Raw genomic sequence first — 23,658 nt, 5'->3', positions numbered from 1 at the left:
CTAATTACTAACGACCAATCATTAGTTATTTGGATCTATGTCTGGTAGTCCATCTACGTCGTTGTGATGATGGTGTTCATCATCTTGGTTATGGTTATTGGCTGCATCATGGTGTTCAAGTGCATCCGACATATCCAAATGTGCTTGATCGTAATCGACGGCATGTTGCTGGTCGACTTGTGCAAGCACGATGTCCATGTCTGCGGGTTGATCGTGCCCGGTGCTAGGCGATGCATTCGGCTGAATACCTAGGACATCCAAATAAGCCGCAGCAGCATGGTGGTCAGTTTTCTGGTCTGACTCCTGGTGAGCATGCTGAGATAAATCTAGAGAAGTGTCTTCACTTACAGTAAACGTGAAGTCCTCGTGAGAGGCGATCTCGGGCTCGTCATGCTGAACTGGCGGTGGTGGAGGTGGAGCAGGGTGAGATGCGTGGACAATTGGTGTTATCGTCATATCAACGACCTCTGTCCCAACCGTAAGTTTGCCACTATGCCCTGGTCCATGACTGAGTATTTGAACGTTCACGTGGGCAACCACCTCATCCTGATTTGTCCCTTGCAGCGCGATTTCGAACTTATCTTCATGCTGACCAATACCTGAAGCACTGCCATGTGGTCCAGTGTGGACTTGTGCTTGCTCTTGGTAATGTAAATGACCAGTTTGAGGGTCAATGGTTAACGTTCCATATTGCCCATGATGGCTTGTTACATACTGACCATTAGGTAGGTGGATACGCCAACCGTTTTGCGCCGATGGGACAGGCGTTTGAGATGGGGCAAGAGGTGGAACACCAAGTGTACCGGACACTTGGTGACTTCCCGATGGTGGCCTGACAATGATAGGTTCAGGTATAGCACTGGCAGCAAAACCTTGGCTGCCTGCGGTATTACCGTGTTCGTCAGTCATTGTTGCTTGTACATTAGAACCAGGATGAACTTCAATTTGTATTCCATGCTGTAGAGTATGAGCATCTAATACATGATCCTGTCCGTTAACAACGAGATGTTCGCCAACCTTAGCATCACCCGGTGGGGTAATTGTCGCAGTGACTGTATTGGGGTGCCCGTGGGCTATTTCTGCTTTGCTGTAAAGCCCATCAGGTCCGGGGTTTTCAAAGGTAATTGTCGGCAGGCTAACATGATTGTCAACGCTGAATACCTGTGAACCTGTCGTCGCACTGCCAACATTTCCTGCGGCATCGGTGGTTATTATGGTGGCTTCTATTGAGTGTATCGAGCCAGACTGGCCATTTGCATAGCTAGTATGAATATTGGCATGTTCCAATATATTACCAGCCACTGGAATAGAAAAATGTCCACTCGAATCAACCGAGCCTGTGAGTGATGAAATGGTTGCACCGTTTATCTTTAAACTGACAATATCACCTGTTTGGTAATCGCCAGTTACTGTTCCGGTTATCGCGATAGTTTGACCAGATTCAAGAGCATTGAGCACGTTATCTTGTGTCACTGAGTCAACTGCAATATGTGGAATCGGACTCTGCGTATCAACTAGCAGATGGGTCGAAATGCGAGGCGTCGAATTACCTGCCGTATCAACGGTACCAACTTGTATTGAGTAGTCGCGGTCGGTCGCCATTATGTTTTGATGTATAGAAGTACCTAGAGTTAATGACCACGTGCCATCTGGTTTTACCGTTGCATCATAAAAGTGTTTATTGCCGATGACGACATAGACGACATCCCCTGGTGCTATGTTGGATGTCGTGCCGGTGATCACTAATGGTTGGTTGTTCTCTGCGGCATTTAACGCGTTGTCCTGCGATATCGGGTTCACTGTGATTGTGCCGGGAGTGGTGTCCAAGGTGAAGCTAAAGTGCGTCACTGGGGATACGTTGCCAGCGATATCAGTCTGTCTTACCTGTAGGTCATTAACCCCCTCAACTGGATTGAACACAGCTGTCCAAGTGTGTCCGCCGTCATTCGAGTATTCTACTTTTGCTCCTGCTTCAGTTTGAATGGAAAGCCTAGAATCCTTAGTAATCAAGTCTGGTGTATTGATGGAGTGTCGGCCAGTGTCGTCCCTTAGTGATACGGTAGGTGCGTTGACCGTATTATCTAAGGTGAAACTCACGGAAGTTTCGGTCGACACATTTCCTGCAGTATCAGTTTGTCTCACGCTGACCGTATTTGAACCTTGTTGCGGGGTGAAACTCGATGTCCATGTATGTCCGTTGTCGGTCGAGTATTCAACGGTTGCGCCTGCCTCTTGCCCATTGATAGTTAATGAACCATCGCTAGTAATCAAATCAGACGAATTGCTTCCTGTATCGTTAGTTAATGATATTTGGAGCGGCGCGACTACAGTATCAACATGCAGTGAAAGAATGGATGATGTTGCTGGTAAAACTGAAGAAGGAGCTAACGCTTTGGCAGATAGGTTATGATCGCCATTTGATAAGCTACTCACCGCCACACTATATTGCCCCGAGCCATCAGACACCGCATGTCCAATAGGTGTGGATCCATCATAGATGGTGACTTGTGAGTAAGGAATATCCGTGTGCCCGGTGACTGTCGGTGTGCTGTCTTTAGTGAGGTTATCGGTATCGGAAGTGCCAGTATCACTAGTTGCCGCTAAGTCGACGGTGACGGCATTATTTGGCGGAGTGTTTGTCCCAGTTGGTAAACTTGGTTGCGTGGTCGTTACCAGAGGATTGGAAGGCACAGAGGTTGAAATCGTCGGTGATTGCCCTGGCACAACTGAAACATGACCGTTGGCATCAAAGGTGATGAACTTTGATGACTCACCACCGTGGTTGTCAGCCACTTTTACTTCAAACACATCGGTGCCGTGATATGTGTGTGTCGCCGTGTTATAACTCATTCCAGCAACCGAACCATTAGATGTGTATACATATGCGCCCGAATCTGGGTCGACCGATAGCGAACCGAATTGACCGGTTGAATTGACGACAGAGAAGGTATGAGTGTCAGTTGCATCAACATCTGTCTCTGTTAATGTGCCCGTCGTTGATGATGTTTGGTTAACGCCGAGAATCGGAGCATCGTTGGTGCCATTTATAGTGATGGTAATGACATGAGGAGTCCCGTCTTTAGAATGAATAGTAACGGTGTCAGTTAAAGTTTCACCTGTGCCTAAGCCCTGAACTTCAGGCTTACGGTTATCAATGTAATAGTTCCAGTTGCCATGCTGATCTATTTCCAGTTGCCCCCCCAGTTTCGATTGGTAAGGTGCCCATTCAGGATGAGCCGAAGCCGTCATCAATGTTTTAAAATCGAAGCCTGATTCACCGATATCCGTATCTGTTGCAGTTAATGTTCCGCGTGCCTCGAGCATATAAGAATAGTTTCCTTGTACGGAAACATGGGCGTTGTGATCTTCGGTGATATTTCCTGTATCGACGCCACTAAAAACAGCAGCATCGTTCACAGATGCGAGTGTCGTATTGGCTCCAGTATGTGCAACACCGCCGTGTCTATCAGCAACATCATAACTAAAGTGTACCGTTCCGTTGTAATTAGGGTCGGGGGTAAAGGTGAAACTGCCATCTGAATTTGATACCAAACTACCGTGGTCTGCAGTTAAGTTTTGAACGTGTAACCAACCTCTATCGTTAGTATCAACGTTGGTAGCATTGGCGATTAATTCAGCTTGTGTAATATGAATTGAAGTATCTTCTTTACCTGAAGGCAAAGTGACTTCACCACTAACTGTTGGGTCATCATTATTGCCATGCACAACAACGGATACACTTTTCGAAACATGGCTACCATCAGTAGATACTGCCTCAACCGTAAAGTGCTCCCAATATTCTTCGCCGTCTCCTAATTTTGTCGCTTTGCTCTGATCAACGTCATAATGCCAATGCCCCGTTGAATCTACATAAAACGAACCGTACTTACCCGCTTCGCCACCGGTAGCAGTAGCAGTCCAACTGACTTGGTCGTGAATATCAGTGTCGTGTGCAACCAAGTTACCACTAACCGATGCTCTCAATTGTGCCTTTTCCGTGACTTGTCCTATTTGAGTTTTACTATCGATGACAACGCCATCCTCAGTACCACGAACCTCCACATGAATCGGGAATTCAGTACCATCTTTTGCAATCAATTTAACGGATTCTTGCAACGACTCGCCGGCTTTTAGCCCTTGTACATCGGTATTTCTATTGTCACCAATGTAGTTCCATTCATGCTCCCCTGCACGAGGACCGCTGGTGATTGTACGGAATTGGAAAAGGCCGTAAGGTGTGTGAATATCTAGTTCATGACCTAAATTCCAAGTATATTGCTGTCCTGCGAACTCAACGGTCATCTGCTGTGGAGTGCTATCTGAATCCGTAATATGCAACGTTTGCCAATCTACCACGTCAACTAAATTGACGCCTGTAGACATATGGGTCGCTACATCTTCCGTCGCAACCCCATGGTCAACACCGGAAATGACGGTGTGATCATCCGTACCGTCAACCCAGACTTCGACGCGTTGTGTAGACGTTGAACCGTCGGTAGAGGTCGCTGTGATATTAAACCCTTCTACAAAACGTTGGCCCTGAGCAAGAGAATTCGCTTTGGCAGGATCAAGGTCATAATGCCAGTGACCATCGGCATCAATATGTAAAGATCCGTATTTGCCAACGCTGTCACCAGCAGTAAAGGAAACAGAGTCTTTACTATCGGCATCATGAGCTAACAAAATACCTGAAACCGAGTTTTTGACATCTTCGGTTACGGTGCCAAGAGGCGCAGTTTGGGCATTCGGAGTATCGATAATCACCTGATCATCAATGCCTTGAATGTTGGCGGTTAAAGGAAGCTTAGTACCATCGGCAGTCACCAATGTAATGGAATCCGTTAATGACTCACCATCACTTAAACCTTGAACTTCTGAATGTGTATTGTCAGCGGTATAAGCCCATTTAATATGGCCATCGCTACTTTGTGTGAAGTGGAACGTGCCGTGACTGCTATTTAGGTCCATAGCAAAGTCTGAAGGCACCGTATGAGTGACACCATTCACTTCAATTTGAACAACTTTTGCTTCTGCTGCTGAGTCACTATCTTGTACATCTAGGTTAAGCCAACCAGTCCACAATTCCGAACTATTGGCCGCTCGGTTGTGATCTTCGGTCACTGAACCAGTGCTAGGAGAAGTAAGTATTGCGGCATCGTTAATCGCTGCTAAGGTTGTTGTTGCCCCAGTGTGCGTGACACCACCATGCGCGTCTGTCACGTCATAGCTAAAATGAACTTGTCCGTTATAGTCCCTGGGTGGCGTTAGGGTGTATGTGCCATCTTTGTTGTCAACCACAGAACCATGGTCAACTAACAGATTAGCAATGGAAAGCTTGCCTGCATCATTGGTATCAACATCAACGGTATTAGCAAGTAAATCGGCTTTGGTGAAGGTCAGTGTTGTATCTTCAGTACCAGACCTAAGTGTTACTTCTGAACTGATGTAGGGTCTATCGTTATCGCCATAGATGGTGATAACAATATCGTGAGTTGTTCCATCTTTAGATTGGATGGTTATAGTATCGGTTAACGACTGCCCTTCGCCGAGTTGATCTATGGTTGTACCAACAGTCGTTTTTGTATTGCCAACCCAATCCACATTGCCGACGGTGACATCATAGTGCCATGTACCATCTGTGTTGAGTATTAAGTGCCCGTATTGACCGTGATATGAATTATTCCAAGCCCCACCTTTAGAGTCAAATTGAGCTTCACCACTGTCTGGGTCAATGATGTCTAACTTGCCTGACACACTGAGGGCTGCTTGCCCTAGTTTTGCCATACCTTTATGGGCGTAGTCTGGTGACATGTCCCCGAAGCTACTGTGGCCTTCATCAACATCGCCAGTATCAACACCACTGATTTGAGCCGCATCTTTAACCGCATCAATATGCAGTGTATTCGTTGCTTCTTGTGAATCTTCATGTCCATCATTTACAGTAAATTTAAATTGAACATCACCGTTAAAGTTTGGTGCAGGGACAAACTGAAGCTTAGCTATATCGGAGGCTATGATGCTCTGACCTGCGGTGATGTCGTGTCCATCGAGTACAAACTTACCTTGAGTCGCTGGTGGTAGGTCAGTGATCGCGATTGAGTGCAGCGTATCGCCAGTATCGATATCGGTGAATCCGAACTGACTCGCCTGCATTTGATAGTGTGTGTCTTCCGTGCCGTTGTTGAGAGCCACTTTGGTGACTGTCGGTGCGTCGTTGGTACCCGTAACGGTAATAGTAATACGGTGAGGTGTGCCATCAGCAGAGTAGACCTCGTAGATAACATCTTTGGTTTCACCTTGCTTTAGGGCTTGTACCGCAGGGTTACCATTTGCCAAAACGTAATCCCAGTTGCCATATCGGCTTATGTGCATGTCCCCCTGGAAGGGGTCACTGATAGCTTTTTCATGTCCAAATACACCCGTCGCCCTAAAGTTATCTTCTCCTGCATCTGGATCGGATACAGAAAGGCTTCCGGTCACTTGAATATGATGCATCGAATCGGGGGAAACGTGCCTATCTTCCGTAATTGAACCAGAATCAGTTCCGGAGATTGTTGCTGCGTCACTCACGGGCGCCAAGTGCATAGTTGCTCCCGTATGCGTCACACCCGAATGAGCGTCTTTCACATCGTAGGTGAAGTGTACTTGCCCATTGTAATCTTGGCTCGGGTGAAAGGTGAAGGTTCCGTCGTGATTATCTTGGATAGAACCGTGATCAGCATGCAAATTAGCGATAGTGAGCTTGCCTGCATCGTTGGCGTCTACGTCAACTGTATTTGCCAATAACTCGGTTGCTGTGATGGTTTGAGCTAGGTCTTCTTTACCCGAATTGAGCTGTACTTCAGAAGCGCAGTAAGGTCGGTCGTTGCTACCGTGAATCGTAATCACAATATCGTGCGATGTACCATCTTTTGAATACACGGTAATCGTGTCAGTCAGAGTTTGATTTTCACCAAGCTGGTCGATGGCTGTTCCTCGGGTGCTTGTGAGACCACCAGTGCTACGAATCTGCCCCGTATCTGCGTGATAAAACCAAGTTCCATCTTTGCGAAGAAGTAGGTCTCCATATTGACCTGAGTAATTAAAGCCAAGTCCATGTGTATCAAACTCAGCCTCTCCTGTATCTGTGTCTGAAATAGAAAGCTTGCCACTGGCTCTAATGGTACTTCGTACTAAGTGAGCCATACCCGGTTGAGCATAATCTGGGGACATGTCCTGTCCAGCATTACCTTCGGTTACATCACCCGTGTCGACACCGCCGATAACGGCAGAATTATTAACTCCTGTAATCGTAATTGAGAGGTTTTGAGTGCTGCTCGCATTATGTTCGTCTGTGACTGTTACTGGAACAGTCAATGTCTTCGTGACACCTGATGCTAACGATTGATAGCTAGAGTGAGCAGGGTTGAAGCTATAACTGCCATCCGGATTAACCACCAAGCCATCAATCTGCGGTGCGCTGTAAGTCAAGGCCGCACCGGTATCAATATCTTGGCCAACCATTTGTCCATTTAGAACGCTTCCACCTTCAGTCACTGAGTGGGACTGAGCATTGATGGTTGGGGCATCGTTGGTACCATGAACCGTTAGTTCTATCGTGTGTGTTGTACCATCTGCTGAGCGTATAACGGCTGAATCGTGTTTAACTTCCCCTTGCGCTAAGTTCTGTATATTGCGGTTGTCGAGCGTATAGGTGTAATGACCATCGCGCATGAGCAGTATGTGACCACCTAATTTGGTGTCGTAGCCAATACCTTGATAGGTTTGTGAGCCTATATTCGGATCAAACTGTGCCTCTCCCTTATCAGGGTCTTGGATGTTTAATTTGCCGTCGTAATGCAATTGGTAGTGGGTATCTATATAGCCACGATCTTCAGTCACTCCCCTTAAGTCTGCATTGGTTTGTGCGTCGGTAATAATCGCGTTATCCGGAGCAGCGGTAAGGTCGAACCTAGCTTGAGTGCTGACGCTTCCACCATGACCGTCAACCACATCATAGGTGAGTCGAATTTCACCATTGAAGTCTTTATCTGGTGTGAAGGTATAAGTGCCATCTTTATTATCAATCAGGCTACCGTGTGTCGCTTGCAGATTTGTCACGTGCAATACATCGCTACTATCCACATCGCTTGCATGTGTTAGCAAGTCAGAAGCCTTGATGGTTACGGGTTGATCCTCTTTACCCGCAGGAAGCTGAGTCCACGCACTGACAATTGGTTTGTCGTTGCTGCCTTGCACATCGATAACGATTTTATGAGGGACTGTCGCTCCTGTTGAATCGGTAGCGGTGATCCAGAATGATTCAGACTGATGTTCACCAGCCGCGAGTTTATCTGCCGCGCCGCCGGTTGAATTGTCTAGCTGATAGTGCCAATGACCATGCTGATCAATCGACAGCGTTCCCCATTGGCCTTGAGGTTGATTGATTGCCCAGGTAATTGTGTCTGACTTATCTATATCAGTTGCGATTAAACTCCCTGTCGCATCGGGGTTTCCTGCCGTACTCAAACCTTGTTCGATCACTGCGCCACTTGAGGTTCCTGAGATAGTAGGGCGGTCATTGGTGCCGTTAATTGTGACGGCAACTTGATGTTGCGTGCCGTCTGCCGAATGAACGGTAATCGTATCGGTGGCAGTGGCGCCTTTACCCAAGGCTTGCACTTTAGGATTGGTGTTATCGAGATCGTAAGTCCATGCTCCATTATCTTTGAGGTGTAGAGTACCGAGTGTGCCAACTACATCAGTATTGGAGAAGTGTGCTTCACCGGTATCGACGTCAGTAATCGTCAATGCACCGGACGTTTGAAGTTGAGTTTCTTCCGTTACTGCGCCGGAACTTGTGCCACCAATGACGGCTTTGTCGTTGGTGCCATTGATAATGATAGTAATTTGATGTGGCGTACCGTCGGCAGAGTGGATGGTCATGATGTCTGTTGTTGCTGAGCCTTTGCCCAAGGCCTGTACTGCTGGATTCGTGTTATCCAGATCGTAAGTCCATGCACCATTGTCTTTGAGGTGGAGTGTGCCTAGGGTACCTGCAACATCGGTATTGGAGAAATGCCCTTCTTTTGCATCGATATCACTGATGCTTAATTTTCCTGAAACTGTGAGCTTATGATCTTCAATAACTTGATCTAAGTGGGGGCTTTTTCCAACAACGAAGAATGAATTTGGTGAACCTCCTGTGTTGTTGGTGATCACAGCTGAGTCATTGGTACCATTGATAGTAATAGTGACTTGATGTGCAGTTCCGTCAGCGGAATGAACCGTGATAATGTCTGTTGCAGTCGAGCCTTGGGCAAGCCTTTGCACGTAGGGGTTATAGTTATCTAGATCGTAGGTCCAAGCTCCATCCTTAGTGATAGTTAATGTCCCAAAATGACCATTAACTTGAGACGCTTGAAAATGATCTTCTCCAAGATCTGGGTCAGTTACCGAAAGCTGGCCTTGTACTTGTGTGGTTAGATCTTCTATAACCGAGCCTGCATCCACACCGGTGATAACCGCATTGTCATCGTTACCACCAATGGTCATATCAATGGTTTGTGGGGTGCCATCTTTTGTGTGGATTGTAAAACTTTCATGTAGTGACGTTGCTCCGGTTAACGCTTGAACGTTGGAAAGCGAGTTGTCTACTTGGTACTGCCAGTGTCCATCAGCGTCTATGGTTAATGAGCCATATTTACCTGAGATAACTTCTGGCGTTACCGAACTTTCATCTTGGTCAGGGTCAATGACGTCAATCTTACCGTTTGCATGGAGTAAACCTTGTGAATCGATATTGTGATCTTCGGTAACGACCCCTGTTAAATCACCAGAAATACTTGGCAAGTCTTGCTTACCCGTTACCGGTATCTGAACAACGATGCTCGCACCATTAGATAGGTGTAACGCAAAGTGATCAGTACCTTGTTGGTGTTGATTCAGCAAGATGTATTGAGGTGAGTTGGGGTTTAGAACGAACGTGTATTGGCCGTTTACATCGACATGAAGCTCTCCGTACGTCCCCTTGATCACTTCTGGAATAAAAGTGACGGGTGTAGTTGGTGTAGGAGGCGTGTTTGAATGACTAGGCTGACCGTTACCTCCTGCTGAAATGGTTGGCATGGAGACCGAAGGGATGTAATGAACTTGCGGGTGTGAAAGCGTCGATAGGTGATGAGAAGGAACTAAATGCGTGTTTGCCCCGTGAGGGACCTGACTTTCATTGGTATTAGGGCTTTCTTGGCTCTCATTTGTTTGAGTGTTTGGATGAGTAGCTTCGAAGGAACTTGCACCTGCGTGTTTATCGACGATGGTTTCATCTGCAACAGGAGTTGTCGCCGCTAAATCCATGTCATGGGTAGAATCACCTGACCCCTCGTTAGCTTCAGCGTGCTTAGCCAATGAGGGTAAGATCATCATGAGAGATTGGAAGAGTGGGATGTTAACCCTAAGGTGTGAATGCAGTCTGAGCTTTTTCTTTTTTGTTGTTTCTTTTGGCTTTAGCTCGCTGCTTTTTTTATTCTCTATTTTTGTATTTTTCTTATGTGTTTCGACGTTGTTGTTTTTAGCCATTTTCTCATCCGTGAATCTTGGTTGCATTCTCTTAAGTAAAATACACAGATCGAGGTTTCGCGAGGTAATCAGATAATTTTTAAAGAAAATTTCCTTAAATCAAACGACTCTCTCACTTTAGTGTAAGGCGTGTTGAATAATCCTTGGTCAATTAGTTAAAAATTTCGTCGATTAGTTAAAGATAATGCTCAACTAGCTTGACCTTACCCTAAGGGTAACCTTTATAGTCGTCTTATAAATTTAAAGGTTAGCTATGACAAACACACTCCGAACAACTTGGATTACTGTTTTCAGCATCATCGCGATGTTGATGTCTAGCTATGCTTCAAGCTCATCAGCAATGATGACTGACATTATGATGATGGAAATGAGTTCGGGTAAATCGGCTTGTTACCATAACGACAAGTCAACTAATGACTCAATGGCGGGATGCCATGTGATGAGTCAAGAAGTACACGCCGAACACTCTAATATGAGTGCCCATGATTTGATGGATCAATGCGATATGTCTTCAATGAGCGAAGACGGCAGTCAGACGATGGGTAACCATTGTTCGAGTGCCGACTGCTGCGCCTCAGTGTGCTCTGCGACTTCTTATCCGATTCAGGCTGTTCAAGCCGCCAATCCATTTGTCTCTTCACTAGCTCGTTTTCAATCTGTCATTATTGGGCAGAAAGTCGCACGCGCTCAATCTTTGTTACGCCCACCTACCGCATAAATCTATATCTAAAAACATAGCGATATCAGACTCATAAACCTGATACGCCAATCTTTTATATGCGTTATTTAACGCTAGATATGGACATTCATTGTGAATATAAAACCAACAAACTCCGTGTTTGAAATAAACGCGAGTGTCGTGGTTGCTGCTGCCTTTATTTCAAGCTCTGCTTTTATTTCAGGTAGTGTTTTAGCTGCGGCTCCTGTTTCTACACAAGTTGATAAACAAAGCTCGTCTCAGCAACTCAATACATTGATTGAAATAGCATTGAGCCAAGACAGTAATCGCAAGCAGTACTTTGCTCAGTCGCAAGCGATGAGGGAAACTGGTATTGCGAGCGCCACGCTGATGGATCCGAAACTCAAAGTCGGATTCGGTGGCCTGCCAGTCGATAGTTTTCAATTCGACGAAGACCCGATGACCAATATTTCGGTTGGTTTAATGCAGCAATTCGAGCGTGGCAATACGCTTGATCTTCAGCAGAAAAAGGCAAGTCAGCAAGCCGATGGACTCGCTCTTCAAGTTGAGGCTCGTGAATTGACGGTTGCTAACAGCATGACGCAGCTATGGCTTGAGTTGGGGTACCAGCAAGTCGCAGAAGGTGTGATGCGTGAAAACAGACGCCTTTTGGTTGAATTAGAGAACTATGTGCAAACCAATTACTCGATTGGCAAAAGCGAAGCGCAAGATCTGCTCAATGCCCAGCTTCAAGTCAGCAAACTTGATGAGAAACTGCAAGCTAACCAGCAAGTCCAGCGTCGCTTAATCTCTCAGCTTTCTGAATGGTTGGGTTCGGGTTGGCTAGGGACTCAAGCTGTTGGTTCTCCGGCTACTGATGCTCAAAGCGTACTCAATGCGACTAACCAAATTGATTGGTCGTTATTGGAAAATAAATTAGCAACCAATATTGATTCAACTAAGCACTATCAACTGTTGATGGAGCATCCGCTCGTTAAGATAACAGACGCGACTATCTCGTCCAATCAGACACAAGTTGAATTAGCAGAACAAGCTTACACACCTCAGTTTGGTGTAGAAGTCATGTATGCCCACCGACAAGCGAATAACATGGCAGGTGAACCTGCTTCTGATCTTGTCAGTGCATATCTAACAGTCGATATCCCTTTATTTACGGGTAATCGACAAGACAAAAACTTGTCTGCTGCTCAACACCAAGTTGGCGCTGCTAAATCTCAAAAAGACACCTTACTTGCCCAAATGAATGCTCAAGTGAATGCATTATTGGTGGATAAGACGAATCTCACCCAGCGCCTAGAGCGTTACCAAAGTTCCTTATTACCTCAGACATCGGCGCGAATCCGTGCGGTTGAAAGAGGTTATCAAAACAACACGGCACAGTTTAACGATGTGATTTCAGCAACGACAGATGAGCTGGCTTTGAAGCTAGAGCAACAGCGCTTGATTACTGACCTCAACATCGTGAATAGCAAGCTCGCGTCACTCCTGAGCGGCTTTGATTATCAGGTTGAGCAACCGCAACTAACTGCGACAAACCATCAATAAGGAACGAATAATGAAATCAGTAAAAGTAGCAACAATCGCTTTGTTGGTCGGTGGCGCATTAGGTTTTAGTGCGAATCATTTTCTAATTAACCAGGCACACGATATGTCAGCAATGGCGGGGGCGATTGAAGGAAACTCCTCCTCACAGGCGAGCGATGACCCCTTGTATTGGGTTGCACCGATGGACCCAAATTATCAGCGTGACAAGCCGGGTAAATCCCCGATGGGTATGGATTTGATTCCTGTTTATGCCGATGACTTAAGTGGTGGTTCAGACAAAGCTGGCACTGTATCTATTGATCCGTCAGTAGAGAATAATCTCGGCGTTAAAACAGCAAAGGTTGAGTTGGAGTCTTTGTCTCCACGGATTGAAACCGTTGGTTATGTGGCATTCGACGAGAGTGCATTGTGGCAAACCAACGTTCGCGCTGCGGGTTGGGTAGAAAAGCTGTATATCAATGCGGTTGGTGAGAAGGTAAACAAAGGCGATGTACTCTTCACGCTTTATTCCCCTGAACTTGTTAAGGCGCAAGAAGAGCTGCTGAGTGCCTACAAAACCGGTCGCAAAGGACTGATTAAAGGATCGACTGAACGCTTGGTTACCTTGGGCGTTGATAAAACTCAGATTCGATCTATTACTCGCCAAGGTAAAGCTTCACAAACCATTGAAATCAAAGCGCCTGCCGATGGTGTTATTGCAAGTTTGAATATCCGAGAAGGTGGTTACCTTGCACCTGCACAAGCGGTAATCAGTGCCGGGCCACTAGACGAGGTGTGGGTTGATGCGGAAGTGTTTGAACGACAAGCGCATTGGATATCTACAGGTAGCAATGCCGAAATGACACTTGATGCGATTCCCGGTAAAGAATGGCAGGGAACTGTCGATTACGTGTACCCGATTCTTGATCCTAAAACACGAACCTTACGCGTTCGTTTGAAGTTCTCTAATCCTAATGGTGAGCTCAAACCCAACATGTTCGCCAATATTGCACTGAAACCCATCAGTGACGAACAAGTTCTTACCATTCCTCGATCATCGGTTATCCATTCTGGTGGCATGACTCGTGTTGTGATGTCAGAAGGTTCTGGCAAGTATCGCTCTGCTCGTATTGAGGTTGGTCGTGAAGCTGGCGAAAAAATAGAGGTGCTTCAAGGGCTAGAGCAAGGTGAGAACATTGTCACTTCTGCGCACTTCATGTTGGATTCTGAATCGAGCCAATCCGCTGATCTGTCACGCATCAATGGTGTTGAAGAAGAAGCTGAAACCGTATGGGCGAACGGTGAAATTTCCGATGTTATGCAAGGTAGTCGCATGGTGACGATTAACCATCAGCCTGTTCCAGAATGGGATTGGCCGGGCATGGTGATGAATTTCACCTTTGCGGAAGGCTTGGACATGAGTGACGTCCAACGTGGTAAGGCGATTGATTTTGAGATGAGAAAGACAGAGTCAGGGCAGTACGAGGTTGTTGATTACAAGGTCAACAAACACAAGATCGCTGGTGAAGTTTGGGTGAAGGGCGACATCACTATGTTGATGGCAGATTTTGGCATGATCACCGTAAAACATCAGCCAGTCCCTGAGTGGAATTGGAAAGCGGGTGAAATGAATTTCCAAGCCAGTGATGACCTTGATTTATCTGAGTTTGCCGAGGGTCAAACCATTCGGTTTCTAGTGGCGAAACAAGGTTCTGATTATGTGCTCAAATCTCTCGAACCGACGAATAGCACGGGTGAGGGCGAACTATGATCAATGCAATTATTCGCTGGTCTATTAGCAACCGTTTCTTAGTGCTGGTTGCCACTGTCGCCATCGTATTTGGCGGTTTATACAGCGTTAAAAATACGCCCGTCGATGCCATTCCTGATCTGTCTGATGTGCAGGTGATCATTAAAACCAGTTATCCGGGTCAAGCGCCACAGGTCGTTGAGGACCAAGTAACGTATCCGCTCACCACGGCAATGTTAGCCGTGCCGGGTGCCGAAACGGTACGTGGTTACTCGTTCTTTGGTGATTCGTATGTGTATATCATCTTCAATGACGATACCGATATGTATTGGGCGCGCTCTCGCGTGTTGGAATACCTTAGCCAAGTAGCACCTAACTTGCCACCAAGCGCGAAACCAACGCTCGGGCCTGATGCAACGGGTGTAGGCTGGGTTTATAGCTATGTTTTACAAGACAAAACTGGTAAGCACGACTTAGCCGAACTTCGCAGCCTGCAAGACTGGTTCTTGAAGTATGAGCTGCAAACCGTTGAGGGTGTCTCTGAGGTGGCAACCGTGGGTGGCATGGTGAAGCAGTATCAAGTGCAGATTGATCCTGCCAAGTTACGTGCTTACGACCTGACGCTTCAGCAAGTCAATAAGGCAATCCAAGATGGTAACCAAGAAACCGGTGCGTCTGTTGTTGAGATTGCGGAAGCCGAGCACATGGTTCGTACGACCGGTTACCTGACAAGCATCGAAGACATTCAATCTCTGCCGCTAAAAGTGACCGACAAAGGTACTCCGCTGCTATTAGGTGACATTGCTGACATTAACCTTGGCCCGCAAATGCGTCGTGGTATCTCGGAGCTCAACGGTGAGGGTGAAGCGGTTGGCGGCGTTATCGTGATGCGCTTTGGTGAAAATGCCAGTGAAGTGATTGATTCTGTTAAGAGTAAACTTGCAGAACTACAAGCTGGCTTACCTGATGGTGTCGAGATTGTCGCGACTTATGACCGCTCGACTTTGATAGATTCAGCCGTTGAAAACCTTTGGAAGAAGCTGGCTGAAGAGTTCATCGTGGTCGCCGTGGTGTGTGCGCTGTTCTTGTTCCATATCCGCTCGTCATTGGTTATCGCACTAAGTCTGCCTGTTGGTATCTTAGGCGCATTCATTGTGATGCATTGGCAGGGTATTAACGCCAATATCATGTCTCTTGGCGGTATAGCTATTGCGATAGGTGCTATGGTGGATGGGGCTATCGTAATGATAGAGAACGTCCACAAACACATCGAACGAACGCCTCTGACCGATAAAAACCGTTGGCAGGTGATTGGTAAGGCTGCAGAAGAAGTTGGCGCACCGTTGTTCTTCTCACTGATCATAATTACTTTGAGCTTTGTTCCTGTATTTGCATTAGAAGGCCAAGAAGGCAAGATGTTCTCGCCACTTGCTTTCACTAAAACCTATGCAATGGCGGCGGCTGCAGGTTTGGCTATCACGCTTGTGCCAGTGCTAATGGGTTACTTCATTCGTGGCAACGTGTTACCTGAACACAAGAACCCCGTGAACCGCAGCTTAGTCGCGATGTATAAACCATTGCTCAACTTAAGCCTAAAGTATCCAAAAGTGATGATTGTGATTGCACTGGGTTTGATGGCTTCTGCGTATTACCCAACCAGTAAGCTTGGCAGTGAGTTCATTCCTCCTCTGGATGAAGGTGACTTGATGTACATGCCGACCACTTATCCAGGCATTTCGATAGGTAAGGCGCGTGAACTGCTTCAGCAAACCAACAAGTTAATCAAAACCATCCCGGAAGTTGAAACTACATGGGGCAAAATCGGGCGAGCAGAGACGGCAACCGATCCTGCACCACTCACCATGATTGAAACAGTTATTCAGTTGAAACCTCGCGATGAATGGCGTGACGGTGTCACTACAGAGTCGTTACGCAAAGAGTTCGATGATCTGATTCAGTTCCCCGGTTTAACAAACGCTTGGGTTATGCCAATCAAGACACGTATCGACATGTTAGCGACCGGCATTAAAACGCCAATCGGAATCAAGATAGCAGGACCGGACTTGAGTGTTATTGAGGATATCGGATCTCAACTGGAACCTATCTTGAATGGTGTGAGTGGTACCGCTTCTGTGTATGCCGAACGTGTGGCTGGTGGTCGTTATGTCACGATAGACATCAAACGTCGCTCTGCTGCTCGTTATGGGTTAAGTATCAAAGAAGTGCAGCAGGTGATCTCTACGGCCGTAGGTGGAATGAATGTTGGTGAAACTGTTGAAGGGCTTGAACGTTACCCAATCAACGTCCGCTACCCGCAAGATTACCGTGATTCTGTCGTCAAGCTGCAGAACCTACCGTTAGTAACACCAAACGGTGCTCGTATCGCTTTGTCTGATGTTGCGGATATTCGTTACGAAGATGGTCCTCCGATGATCAAAACAGAGAATGCACGTCCTAACGGTTGGGTATTCGTAGATATTGATGGTCGTGACCTTGGTTCTTATGTGGCAGAAGCACAACAAGTGGTTGCTGAGCAAATCGTATTACCTGCGGGTTATTCACTCGCATGGTCAGGTCAATACGAATACATGGAACGCGCCAAAGATCGACTAAGTGTGGTAGTGCCTATCACCATCGCCATCATTATGTTGCTGCTGTATCTGAGCTTCCGCCGTGTCGGTGAAGTGATGATGATCATGCTGACATTGCCGTTAGCCATGGTTGGTGGTTTGTGGTTGATGTATTACCTCAATTACAACTTTTCCATTGCGGTTGGTGTTGGCTTCATCGCGCTAGCGGGCGTTGCGGTAGAGATTGGGGTAATCATGTTGGTGTATCTCAACCAAGCGTGGCACTTCAAAAAGCTTGATGCCGAACAGAACCAGCAAATACTCCAACAAACCGATCTCACTGATGCCATTCGTGAAGGGGCAGGGCTTCGTGTGCGTCCAGTCATGATGACAGTGCTTACCGTAATCATTGGATTAATCCCAATTATGTACGGAGAAGGTACAGGCTCAGAAGTGATGCAACGAATCGCCGCGCCAATGATTGGGGGAATGGCGTCTGCGCTACTGCTCACTCTATTGGTGCTTCCTGCGATCTTCAAGCTGTGGAAGCAGCGTGAGATCACTCAGATCCAAAGCCGAGACAAGTAAATAACGTACTGATTATAAAAGCCCTTGCTTGCGAGATAGGAGTAGGTAAGGGCGCACCACATAAACATGTGAAACCAACAAAAAATAGAATCAATTTAAGGAAAGACCATGAAAAAGACACTAATTACTATCGCCCTAACAATCACCGCTTCAACAGCGTTTGCTGCAATGGATCATTCAGCTGGTGACCATTCAAATATGGACCATTCAGGTATGGATCACTCAATGATGAACAGCGGAGACATGGACCACTCGAAGATGAATCACAGCATGATGAAAGGTGGAAAGATGGATCATTCAATCATGATGAACATGGACGGTATGTCTGAAGTAGGCATGCCTGCGACGGGCGCAAAGCCGGATAAAGTGGTTCATGTGCTACTGAGTGACGATATGAAAATCACCTTTAAGAACAAAGTGAACATTGAGCCGAACGACGTGGTGCAGTTCGTTGTGATGAACACAGGAAAGGTCGATCACGAATTTTCGATTGGTTCTTCCGAGGAGCAGTTAGAGCATCGTGAAATGATGAAAAATATGGGTAATCATGCTCATGATTCTGGCAGTACAGTGACAGTAAAACCGGGCAAAGCGAAGCAGATGCTTTGGCATTTCCATGGAGACAATCACGTAGAATTTGCCTGTAATATTCCAGGGCATGCAGAAGCGGGTATGGTGAAAAGTGTAACGCTTTAGACGTTAATCATTAGCTCTTTGTTTAATTAGAAATTCAATCAGGGCTAAGAAATCAAAGATAAGTCTTAACTCATACTCATTCGTTAGCTAAGACTTATCTTTCTTGCTCATCACTGTAAAAGAATCGATGTTTCCAGTAGGTGTTGCGCCTCGCCACTTAGATGAGGGAGCTCTGACATGATTCTTTTCAGCTTGTCGTCGATAGACTCCACTTCACTCAAAGAACGAAACGCAAGAATAGCTTGCTCAGGCTCACTGCTCACATAACCTTTCAACGTATTAAGTTGAATTTTGTTCGCGTTTTCGACTTTGGACAGGGCGATATTGATTGTCTCAATATTGATAGTTAACTCATTGCTTTTAAACATTTTTATTATTTTATGGTTGTTTCCAGTTGAGCGCACATTAACACAACGAAGGATTTGAACATTGACCGAGATTATAAAACTAGAACAATTCTGAGAGACAGTAAGAGTAGTAAAGGGGAAACTAAAGATAATTTAAGTAGTTAGCGTACTACTTCAAAGTATGAAAATTATCTTTGAAGATTGAGTTTGATCTAAGGGGATAAACGATGAACTTGAGTTGGAGCGTGCAGCGGGAATCGAACCCGCATCATCAGCTTGGAAGGCTGAGGTAATAGCCATTATACGATGCACGCACACTGTCTTAAGAGTAAGACTGAAGCATTAAGAAGATTTGGAGCGTGCAGCGGGAATCGAACCCGCATCATCAGCTTGGAAGGCTGAGGTAATAGCCATTATACGATGCACGCACATCGTCTTAACGAGTTTGATAATGCCACATCTAACTGAAAACGAAACCTTTTTCTTCCATTTTTATTCTAAGTGCTCGCATAACCACCACTCCGCTAGTTTTTCAATCACGTCTGGTGTTTTGTGGTTGCATAAAGTGTGACTAAACTCTCGTTAAGCGCTCTGTGCTTAAATGTTATGACTACCGCTAGCTTTGGATGAATTTTAACCTTGCTTTATAAACCGCCGCATTGTTTGGTCTTTGTTCTGTATTTGACCTGAATTTTATGAATAATCTCGTTAACACAAGCGGTTTTTTTGAGCAGACTTAACGGTCTGTTTATAACAATATGGATGCATATATTTAACTTGTGAACAATTCTTATTATTCATAGGTTTAATCCTAAATGAGTAGAGTCATTCGTACTTTTGAGTGTTCGGAGAAAAAAGTGACGAATCTAGTTGATAAATTACGCAAAAACCTCGTCATTCCGTCTATCGTCTGGTACATTTGCCGCACATTTTGTTTCCCCTAAAATACCCATGCCTTCTCAGTACCGAATTAACAAAATTGTTGAAATTGGCGATACACTTCACCGCAGTGGTTGTGCTCCTTATAAGCTTGAAAAATACACACAATATTATGCGAAAAAGCATGGTGTAGACGTCATGATTCAGGCAACACCGACCGCGATTAATTATCAATTTCCAGACGATAACAATGCCGTTATTCTCAAACGTCTAAAGCCAGCTTCAATCAACCTGAGTTTGTTGGCAAATACCATTATTCGTATCAATCAACCAAGCAGTGAACCGGTCCCAGAGCCGGTTGGTTATTCTAAATGGATTACTGCACTGGCGAATATGGGGATCCCACCTGCCTATCTGATGTTGGTCGGCAGTACTTTGGAAGCGGTAGGCTTTTCTGCGTTACTTGGCTTGATGGTTTGGGTATGTCAGCAAGTTCTCCATTCACGCCGCGCGATTGCAGTTGAATTCATCTCTGCACTATTAACCGGTATTGCTGTGGCATTTTTGGCAAGCACAGGGCTACCGATCCCTGTCTGGGCGCTGTGTATTGCCTCGATCGTTTTGTTTGTCCCCGGGTTATCCATAGCCAACGCACTAGAGTGTTTGGCCTTTAACGATTTAGTCTCTGGTACCAGCTTGCTAGGGCAGAGTGCCTTAACACTGATAAAGCTGTTCGTTGGCATCATCATGGGGCTGAACATTGGTGAAGCAGTATGGGGGCAAGCGGTATCCATTGATTACACCAATGCCGTGCCGACTTGGATGCATATTTCCGGATTGGTGCTGATTTCTGTCTCTATCGGTGTGATGTTTAATGCGCGCCCAACCGATATTCTATTAGGCTTGCCAGTTGCGGTTCTAGGTATGTGGGGCCCATTCTATCTAGGTTTTGATAGTGGCTGGGTAGTTGGCACTTGGGTAACGACTGTATTGATCACGCTCTATGGAACTTGGATTGCGAAGAAGATGGATCTAACGGGTTCTATCTATATTGTTCAAGGAATCATTATCTTAGTTCCGGGTAGCCGTGTTCTAGTAAGTGCCAGTCAATCGGTATTTGAGCAGTCTATCTTACCGATCCCAAGTATCGGTTTATCGGCACTGTTTATGTTCTCGGCGATCGTCGCTGGTCAAATTACGGCGTATTCCATTTACTCGCCTAAAGTTGAACGTTAAGCCGTTTTACTTATCGGAACCTTCTAAACAAACACAGCTCACTGCTGTGTTTGTTCGTTTTGAAGCCGCTCTTTCTTATCACCAACTCATCTTGATGCAATTGATTCGATTTGTGCTCGCTAACCATGGCAAGAGTCATTAAGATGACACAAATTCCATTTAAATGAAGTAGTAACGTATGTCTTTACCTCCTTGCCCGCAATGTCAGTCTGAATATGTTTACCCGGACCAAAACAACTTAATCTGCCCTGAGTGCGCTTATGAGTGGAATCCAGAAGAAGAACGTTTGGAAAGAGAAGCTGCGCGAGTGAAAGACGTTAATGGCGTTGTGCTAGAGACTGGCGACAAAGTCACCTTCATCAAAGATTTAAAAGTAAAAGGCAGCTCTAGCGTACTAAAAATTGGTACCAAAGCTGTGATTCGACGCATCAATGAAGGAAAAGATCACCAGCTAGATTGTAAGCTTGATGGTGGCGGTGAAATGTTGGTGACTGCGAAATACGTTAAAAAGCAGTAATCGGGATCTCAAAACGATATGGATATAGTCAAAGCTGATTTATCGCATTCAACAGCCTTTCATCATTATGTGAATGAATGTGCTGAAGATGGGCTTGATATCTACACTGGTATTTCTGATAGCAGTGACGCTTATTTAAAAAGACGTATTGCTTATTCTAGAGGTGTAGGTTTGCCAGAAGGTTGGACTCCAGCTTCTACCTATTTCTGTATCGATTGTGGCGAGATCCTTGGTGTGATTCGAGTTCGTCATGGAACGACTGAGTACATCCATGATGTCATCGGACACATCGGCTATGAAACTTTACCTCAAGCTAGAGGGCGAGGTGTTGCTAGCTATATGTTGTCTTGGATACAACATCACGCGTTAACAGAAAGCGCTATCATTACTTGTGAAAGTGGCAATATCGCTTCGAAGAAAGTGATTGAGAAGTGCGGTGGTCGGTTCTTGAGTACATTTTATTCAGAGCACGACAGACACGAAGTATTGCGATATCAATTAGACCCTAAATGAACCTTATTGAAGTAAGAAGCCCTAGTTACTTATGGAGATATTTTGAAGCATTCAACAAGGCCTGCTCAGTCATCAGATTATGAATTCCTGTTCGAGCTAAAAAAGGCGGCTGAATTTGAGCCAATCAAGGCTGTTTTTGGCTGGGATGAGCAAGTTCAACGAGACATACACGCCGAAGAGTGGGAAGAAGAAAGACCTGAAATCATTGAATATCAGGGCAAAGCGATTGGCAGTGTGTTGTTGCAAGACAAAGGTGATCACTTCTACTTTTGCCGGTTTTTCTTGCTGCCTGAATATCATGGTAAGGGGATTGGAAGCCAAGTCCTAACCGATTGCTTAGCTCACGCAGATAAGCTCAGTAAGCCAGTTGAGTTATGTTACCTGCAAGGTAATCGAGTTGGAGAGCTGTATCTCCGATTTGGTTTTGAAGTCACCACGCAAAACGACCAGTTTGTATATATGTGGCGTAAATAGACATCCATTCAAAATGATCACACTGTGTCTGTAACTTGATAGGCACCTGACACCCATCTAACGTAAAACCTTGTAAAGCTCCCTATGCTTGATGACTAAGCGATTACACTTAGAACAGATCGAGCGTAAGGGAGTGTGCAATGAATTATTACCCAACTTCAAAAATAGTGGGTGAGCAAAGGTTTGGTTTTGGGCCCAGATTAGGTCAAACAGCCTATTATTCACCTTTAGAACAGTTGGATAAAAAGCCATTTATTCATCAGTCTATTCAAGCTCTACCCACAACCGAATCTATTCTCATAACTATTGGTGAAAATCGTGAACAGCGAAAGAAAGCCAAGGGTGATGAGCAAAAGATGCAAGCAATGAAGAAAGAGGCACAGTCGTTTCTTCGAACTCATTATCGACAACAATCTCAAGCTCGCCACCTGCAAAGCGTTGAAACGCCATATGGTTTCCAAGAACGCATCATTCAGTTTTGGAGCAATCACTTTGCCATTTCGGTCGATAATCGAAAATTGATGCCCTTAGCCGCAAGCATTGAAAACGATATGGTTCGCAAGCATTGGAATGGCAACTTTGGCGACATGTTGATGGCATCTTCAAAGCATCCAGCCATGCTTTTGTATCTTGATAATTAACTCTCCATTGGACCTAACTCAAAAGTTGGTAAGCGCCTTGATAAGGGGCTCAATGAAAACCTCGCTCGTGAAATTCTAGAGCTTCATACTCTTGGTGTTGATGGCTCCTATACCCAACAGGATGTGATTGCCTTGGCAAAAGCGATTTCGGGGTGGGGTATTAAATTCCAATCCCCAAATGCTGGTTTTCGATTCGCCAATAACCTGCATGAGCCAGGCCGCATACCTTACTTGGAAAATCCTACTCCCAGTCAGGTGTCTTGCAAGGGGAGTCGTGTTTACAAGCCCTAGCTACCCACCAAGACACAGCCAAACATTTGGTTGATAAGCTTTGCCTGCATTTTATTGGTGACACACCTAAAGCTCTCTCAAAACAGATGGTTGCTGCATACTTAAAAGGTAATGGTGACTTGCTGCCTGTTTACCGCTTGTTACTGAGCAGCGAGCAGGCGAGTGAGCCTAATCCTAATCGATTTAGACCTCCGAAAGAGTGGCTATTTGCCGTCCTTCGTAGTGCCGATATTTCTTAAACCAACGACTGACATGCGAGGCGTAATTAAAGGTGTGCTTGGCGAGCACCTATCTATAAATACGAAGCAGTTAAACACCATCTTCCCTGATAGTGAAATGGTAAAGCCACTTCAAATGATATGAAGTGGCTTTGAA

General features: G+C 45.6%; 11 protein-coding genes, 2 tRNA genes and 2 pseudogenes. 11 read left to right on the top strand and 4 right to left on the bottom strand.

Going from position 1 to position 23,658, the window contains the following annotated elements; all coding sequences use genetic code 11:
- Window positions 1-21 precede the first annotated feature (21 nt).
- Entirely contained in the window at window positions 22-10,557 is a 10,536-nt protein-coding gene (locus F0251_RS08285; RefSeq protein WP_171730758.1) for a VCBS domain-containing protein, read from the bottom strand.
- A gap of 253 nt (window positions 10,558-10,810) precedes the next feature.
- Here F0251_RS08285 and F0251_RS08280 point away from each other — a divergent pair, with 253 nt between their 5' ends.
- The 5 genes from F0251_RS08280 (at window position 10,811) to F0251_RS08260 (ending at window position 18,385) form a co-directional block, all read left to right on the top strand.
- Window positions 10,811-11,275: a hypothetical protein gene (locus F0251_RS08280; protein WP_061030805.1), complete on the top strand. Its 465-nt coding sequence runs from the start codon at window positions 10,811-10,813 to the stop codon at window positions 11,273-11,275.
- A gap of 99 nt (window positions 11,276-11,374) precedes the next feature.
- Entirely contained in the window at window positions 11,375-12,802 is a 1,428-nt protein-coding gene (locus F0251_RS08275) for a TolC family protein (RefSeq protein ID WP_171730786.1), read from the top strand.
- A 10-nt stretch (window positions 12,803-12,812) separates the two neighbouring features.
- Window positions 12,813-14,552, top strand: a complete 1,740-nt coding sequence (locus F0251_RS08270) for an efflux RND transporter periplasmic adaptor subunit (RefSeq protein WP_171730757.1) — start codon at window positions 12,813-12,815, stop codon at window positions 14,550-14,552.
- On the top strand, window positions 14,549-17,689 hold the full coding sequence (locus F0251_RS08265) for an efflux RND transporter permease subunit (protein WP_171730756.1): 3,141 nt from the start codon (window positions 14,549-14,551) through the stop codon (window positions 17,687-17,689). Before F0251_RS08270 ends, F0251_RS08265 begins: the two co-directional genes overlap by 4 nt.
- 108 nt (window positions 17,690-17,797) lie before the next feature.
- On the top strand, window positions 17,798-18,385 hold the full coding sequence (locus F0251_RS08260) for a cupredoxin family protein (RefSeq protein ID WP_105058299.1): 588 nt from the start codon (window positions 17,798-17,800) through the stop codon (window positions 18,383-18,385).
- 110 nt (window positions 18,386-18,495) lie between these two features.
- Here the strand turns inward: F0251_RS08260 and F0251_RS08255 are convergent, their stop codons facing one another.
- The 3 genes from F0251_RS08255 to F0251_RS08245 all read right to left on the bottom strand — a co-directional run bounded on the left by F0251_RS08255 (window position 18,496) and on the right by F0251_RS08245 (window position 19,160).
- Entirely contained in the window at window positions 18,496-18,753 is a 258-nt protein-coding gene (locus F0251_RS08255) for a hypothetical protein (RefSeq protein ID WP_102422966.1), read from the bottom strand.
- A 218-nt stretch (window positions 18,754-18,971) separates the two neighbouring features.
- Window positions 18,972-19,046, bottom strand: a tRNA-Gly gene (locus F0251_RS08250).
- Window positions 19,047-19,085: 39 nt separating this feature from the next.
- Window positions 19,086-19,160 (bottom strand) — tRNA-Gly (locus F0251_RS08245).
- A 523-nt stretch (window positions 19,161-19,683) separates the two neighbouring features.
- Between F0251_RS08245 and F0251_RS08240 the strand changes: the two genes are divergently transcribed.
- The 6 genes and pseudogenes from F0251_RS08240 to F0251_RS24635 form a co-directional block, all read left to right on the top strand.
- Entirely contained in the window at window positions 19,684-20,847 is a 1,164-nt protein-coding gene (locus tag F0251_RS08240; protein ID WP_105058298.1) for a threonine/serine exporter family protein, read from the top strand.
- A gap of 178 nt (window positions 20,848-21,025) precedes the next feature.
- The gene (locus tag F0251_RS08235) at window positions 21,026-21,364 is read left to right on the top strand and encodes a zinc ribbon domain-containing protein YjdM (protein ID WP_008216181.1); all 339 of its coding nucleotides are present in this window, start codon (window positions 21,026-21,028) and stop codon (window positions 21,362-21,364) included.
- 18 nt (window positions 21,365-21,382) lie between these two features.
- Window positions 21,383-21,877: a GNAT family N-acetyltransferase gene (locus F0251_RS08230; RefSeq protein WP_171730755.1), complete on the top strand. Its 495-nt coding sequence runs from the start codon at window positions 21,383-21,385 to the stop codon at window positions 21,875-21,877.
- Between the two features lie 42 nt (window positions 21,878-21,919).
- Window positions 21,920-22,351, top strand: coding sequence for a GNAT family N-acetyltransferase (locus tag F0251_RS08225; protein ID WP_171730754.1), 432 nt, complete (start codon window positions 21,920-21,922; stop codon window positions 22,349-22,351).
- Between the two features lie 140 nt (window positions 22,352-22,491).
- Window positions 22,492-23,522: pseudogene (locus F0251_RS24640) on the top strand (DUF1800 family protein).
- Window positions 23,518-23,646: pseudogene (locus F0251_RS24635) on the top strand (Tat pathway signal protein); the annotation flags it as partial. The pseudogenes F0251_RS24640 and F0251_RS24635, both read left to right, overlap by 5 nt.
- Between the last annotated feature and the right edge of the window lie 12 nt (window positions 23,647-23,658).

Source organism: Vibrio sp. 070316B (assembly GCF_013114115.1).
In the GTDB taxonomy this organism is placed as follows: domain Bacteria; phylum Pseudomonadota; class Gammaproteobacteria; order Enterobacterales; family Vibrionaceae; genus Vibrio; species Vibrio chagasii_B.
This window is presented reverse-complemented; position numbering and strand designations above follow the sequence as displayed.

What these genes read in the sequence shown, in the direction of transcription:
- F0251_RS08285 (WP_171730758.1), bottom strand. Translation starts at nt 10,557, where the DNA reads ATGGCTAAAAACAACAACGTCGAAACACATAAGAAAAATACAAAAATA.
- F0251_RS08280 (WP_061030805.1), top strand. Translation starts at nt 10,811, where the DNA reads ATGACAAACACACTCCGAACAACTTGGATTACTGTTTTCAGCATCATC.
- F0251_RS08270 (WP_171730757.1), top strand. Translation starts at nt 12,813, where the DNA reads ATGAAATCAGTAAAAGTAGCAACAATCGCTTTGTTGGTCGGTGGCGCA.
- F0251_RS08265 (WP_171730756.1), top strand. Translation starts at nt 14,549, where the DNA reads ATGATCAATGCAATTATTCGCTGGTCTATTAGCAACCGTTTCTTAGTG.
- F0251_RS08260 (WP_105058299.1), top strand. Translation starts at nt 17,798, where the DNA reads ATGAAAAAGACACTAATTACTATCGCCCTAACAATCACCGCTTCAACA.
- F0251_RS08255 (WP_102422966.1), bottom strand. Translation starts at nt 18,753, where the DNA reads ATGTTTAAAAGCAATGAGTTAACTATCAATATTGAGACAATCAATATC.
- F0251_RS08240 (WP_105058298.1), top strand. Translation starts at nt 19,684, where the DNA reads ATGCCTTCTCAGTACCGAATTAACAAAATTGTTGAAATTGGCGATACA.
- F0251_RS08235 (WP_008216181.1), top strand. Translation starts at nt 21,026, where the DNA reads ATGTCTTTACCTCCTTGCCCGCAATGTCAGTCTGAATATGTTTACCCG.
- F0251_RS08230 (WP_171730755.1), top strand. Translation starts at nt 21,383, where the DNA reads ATGGATATAGTCAAAGCTGATTTATCGCATTCAACAGCCTTTCATCAT.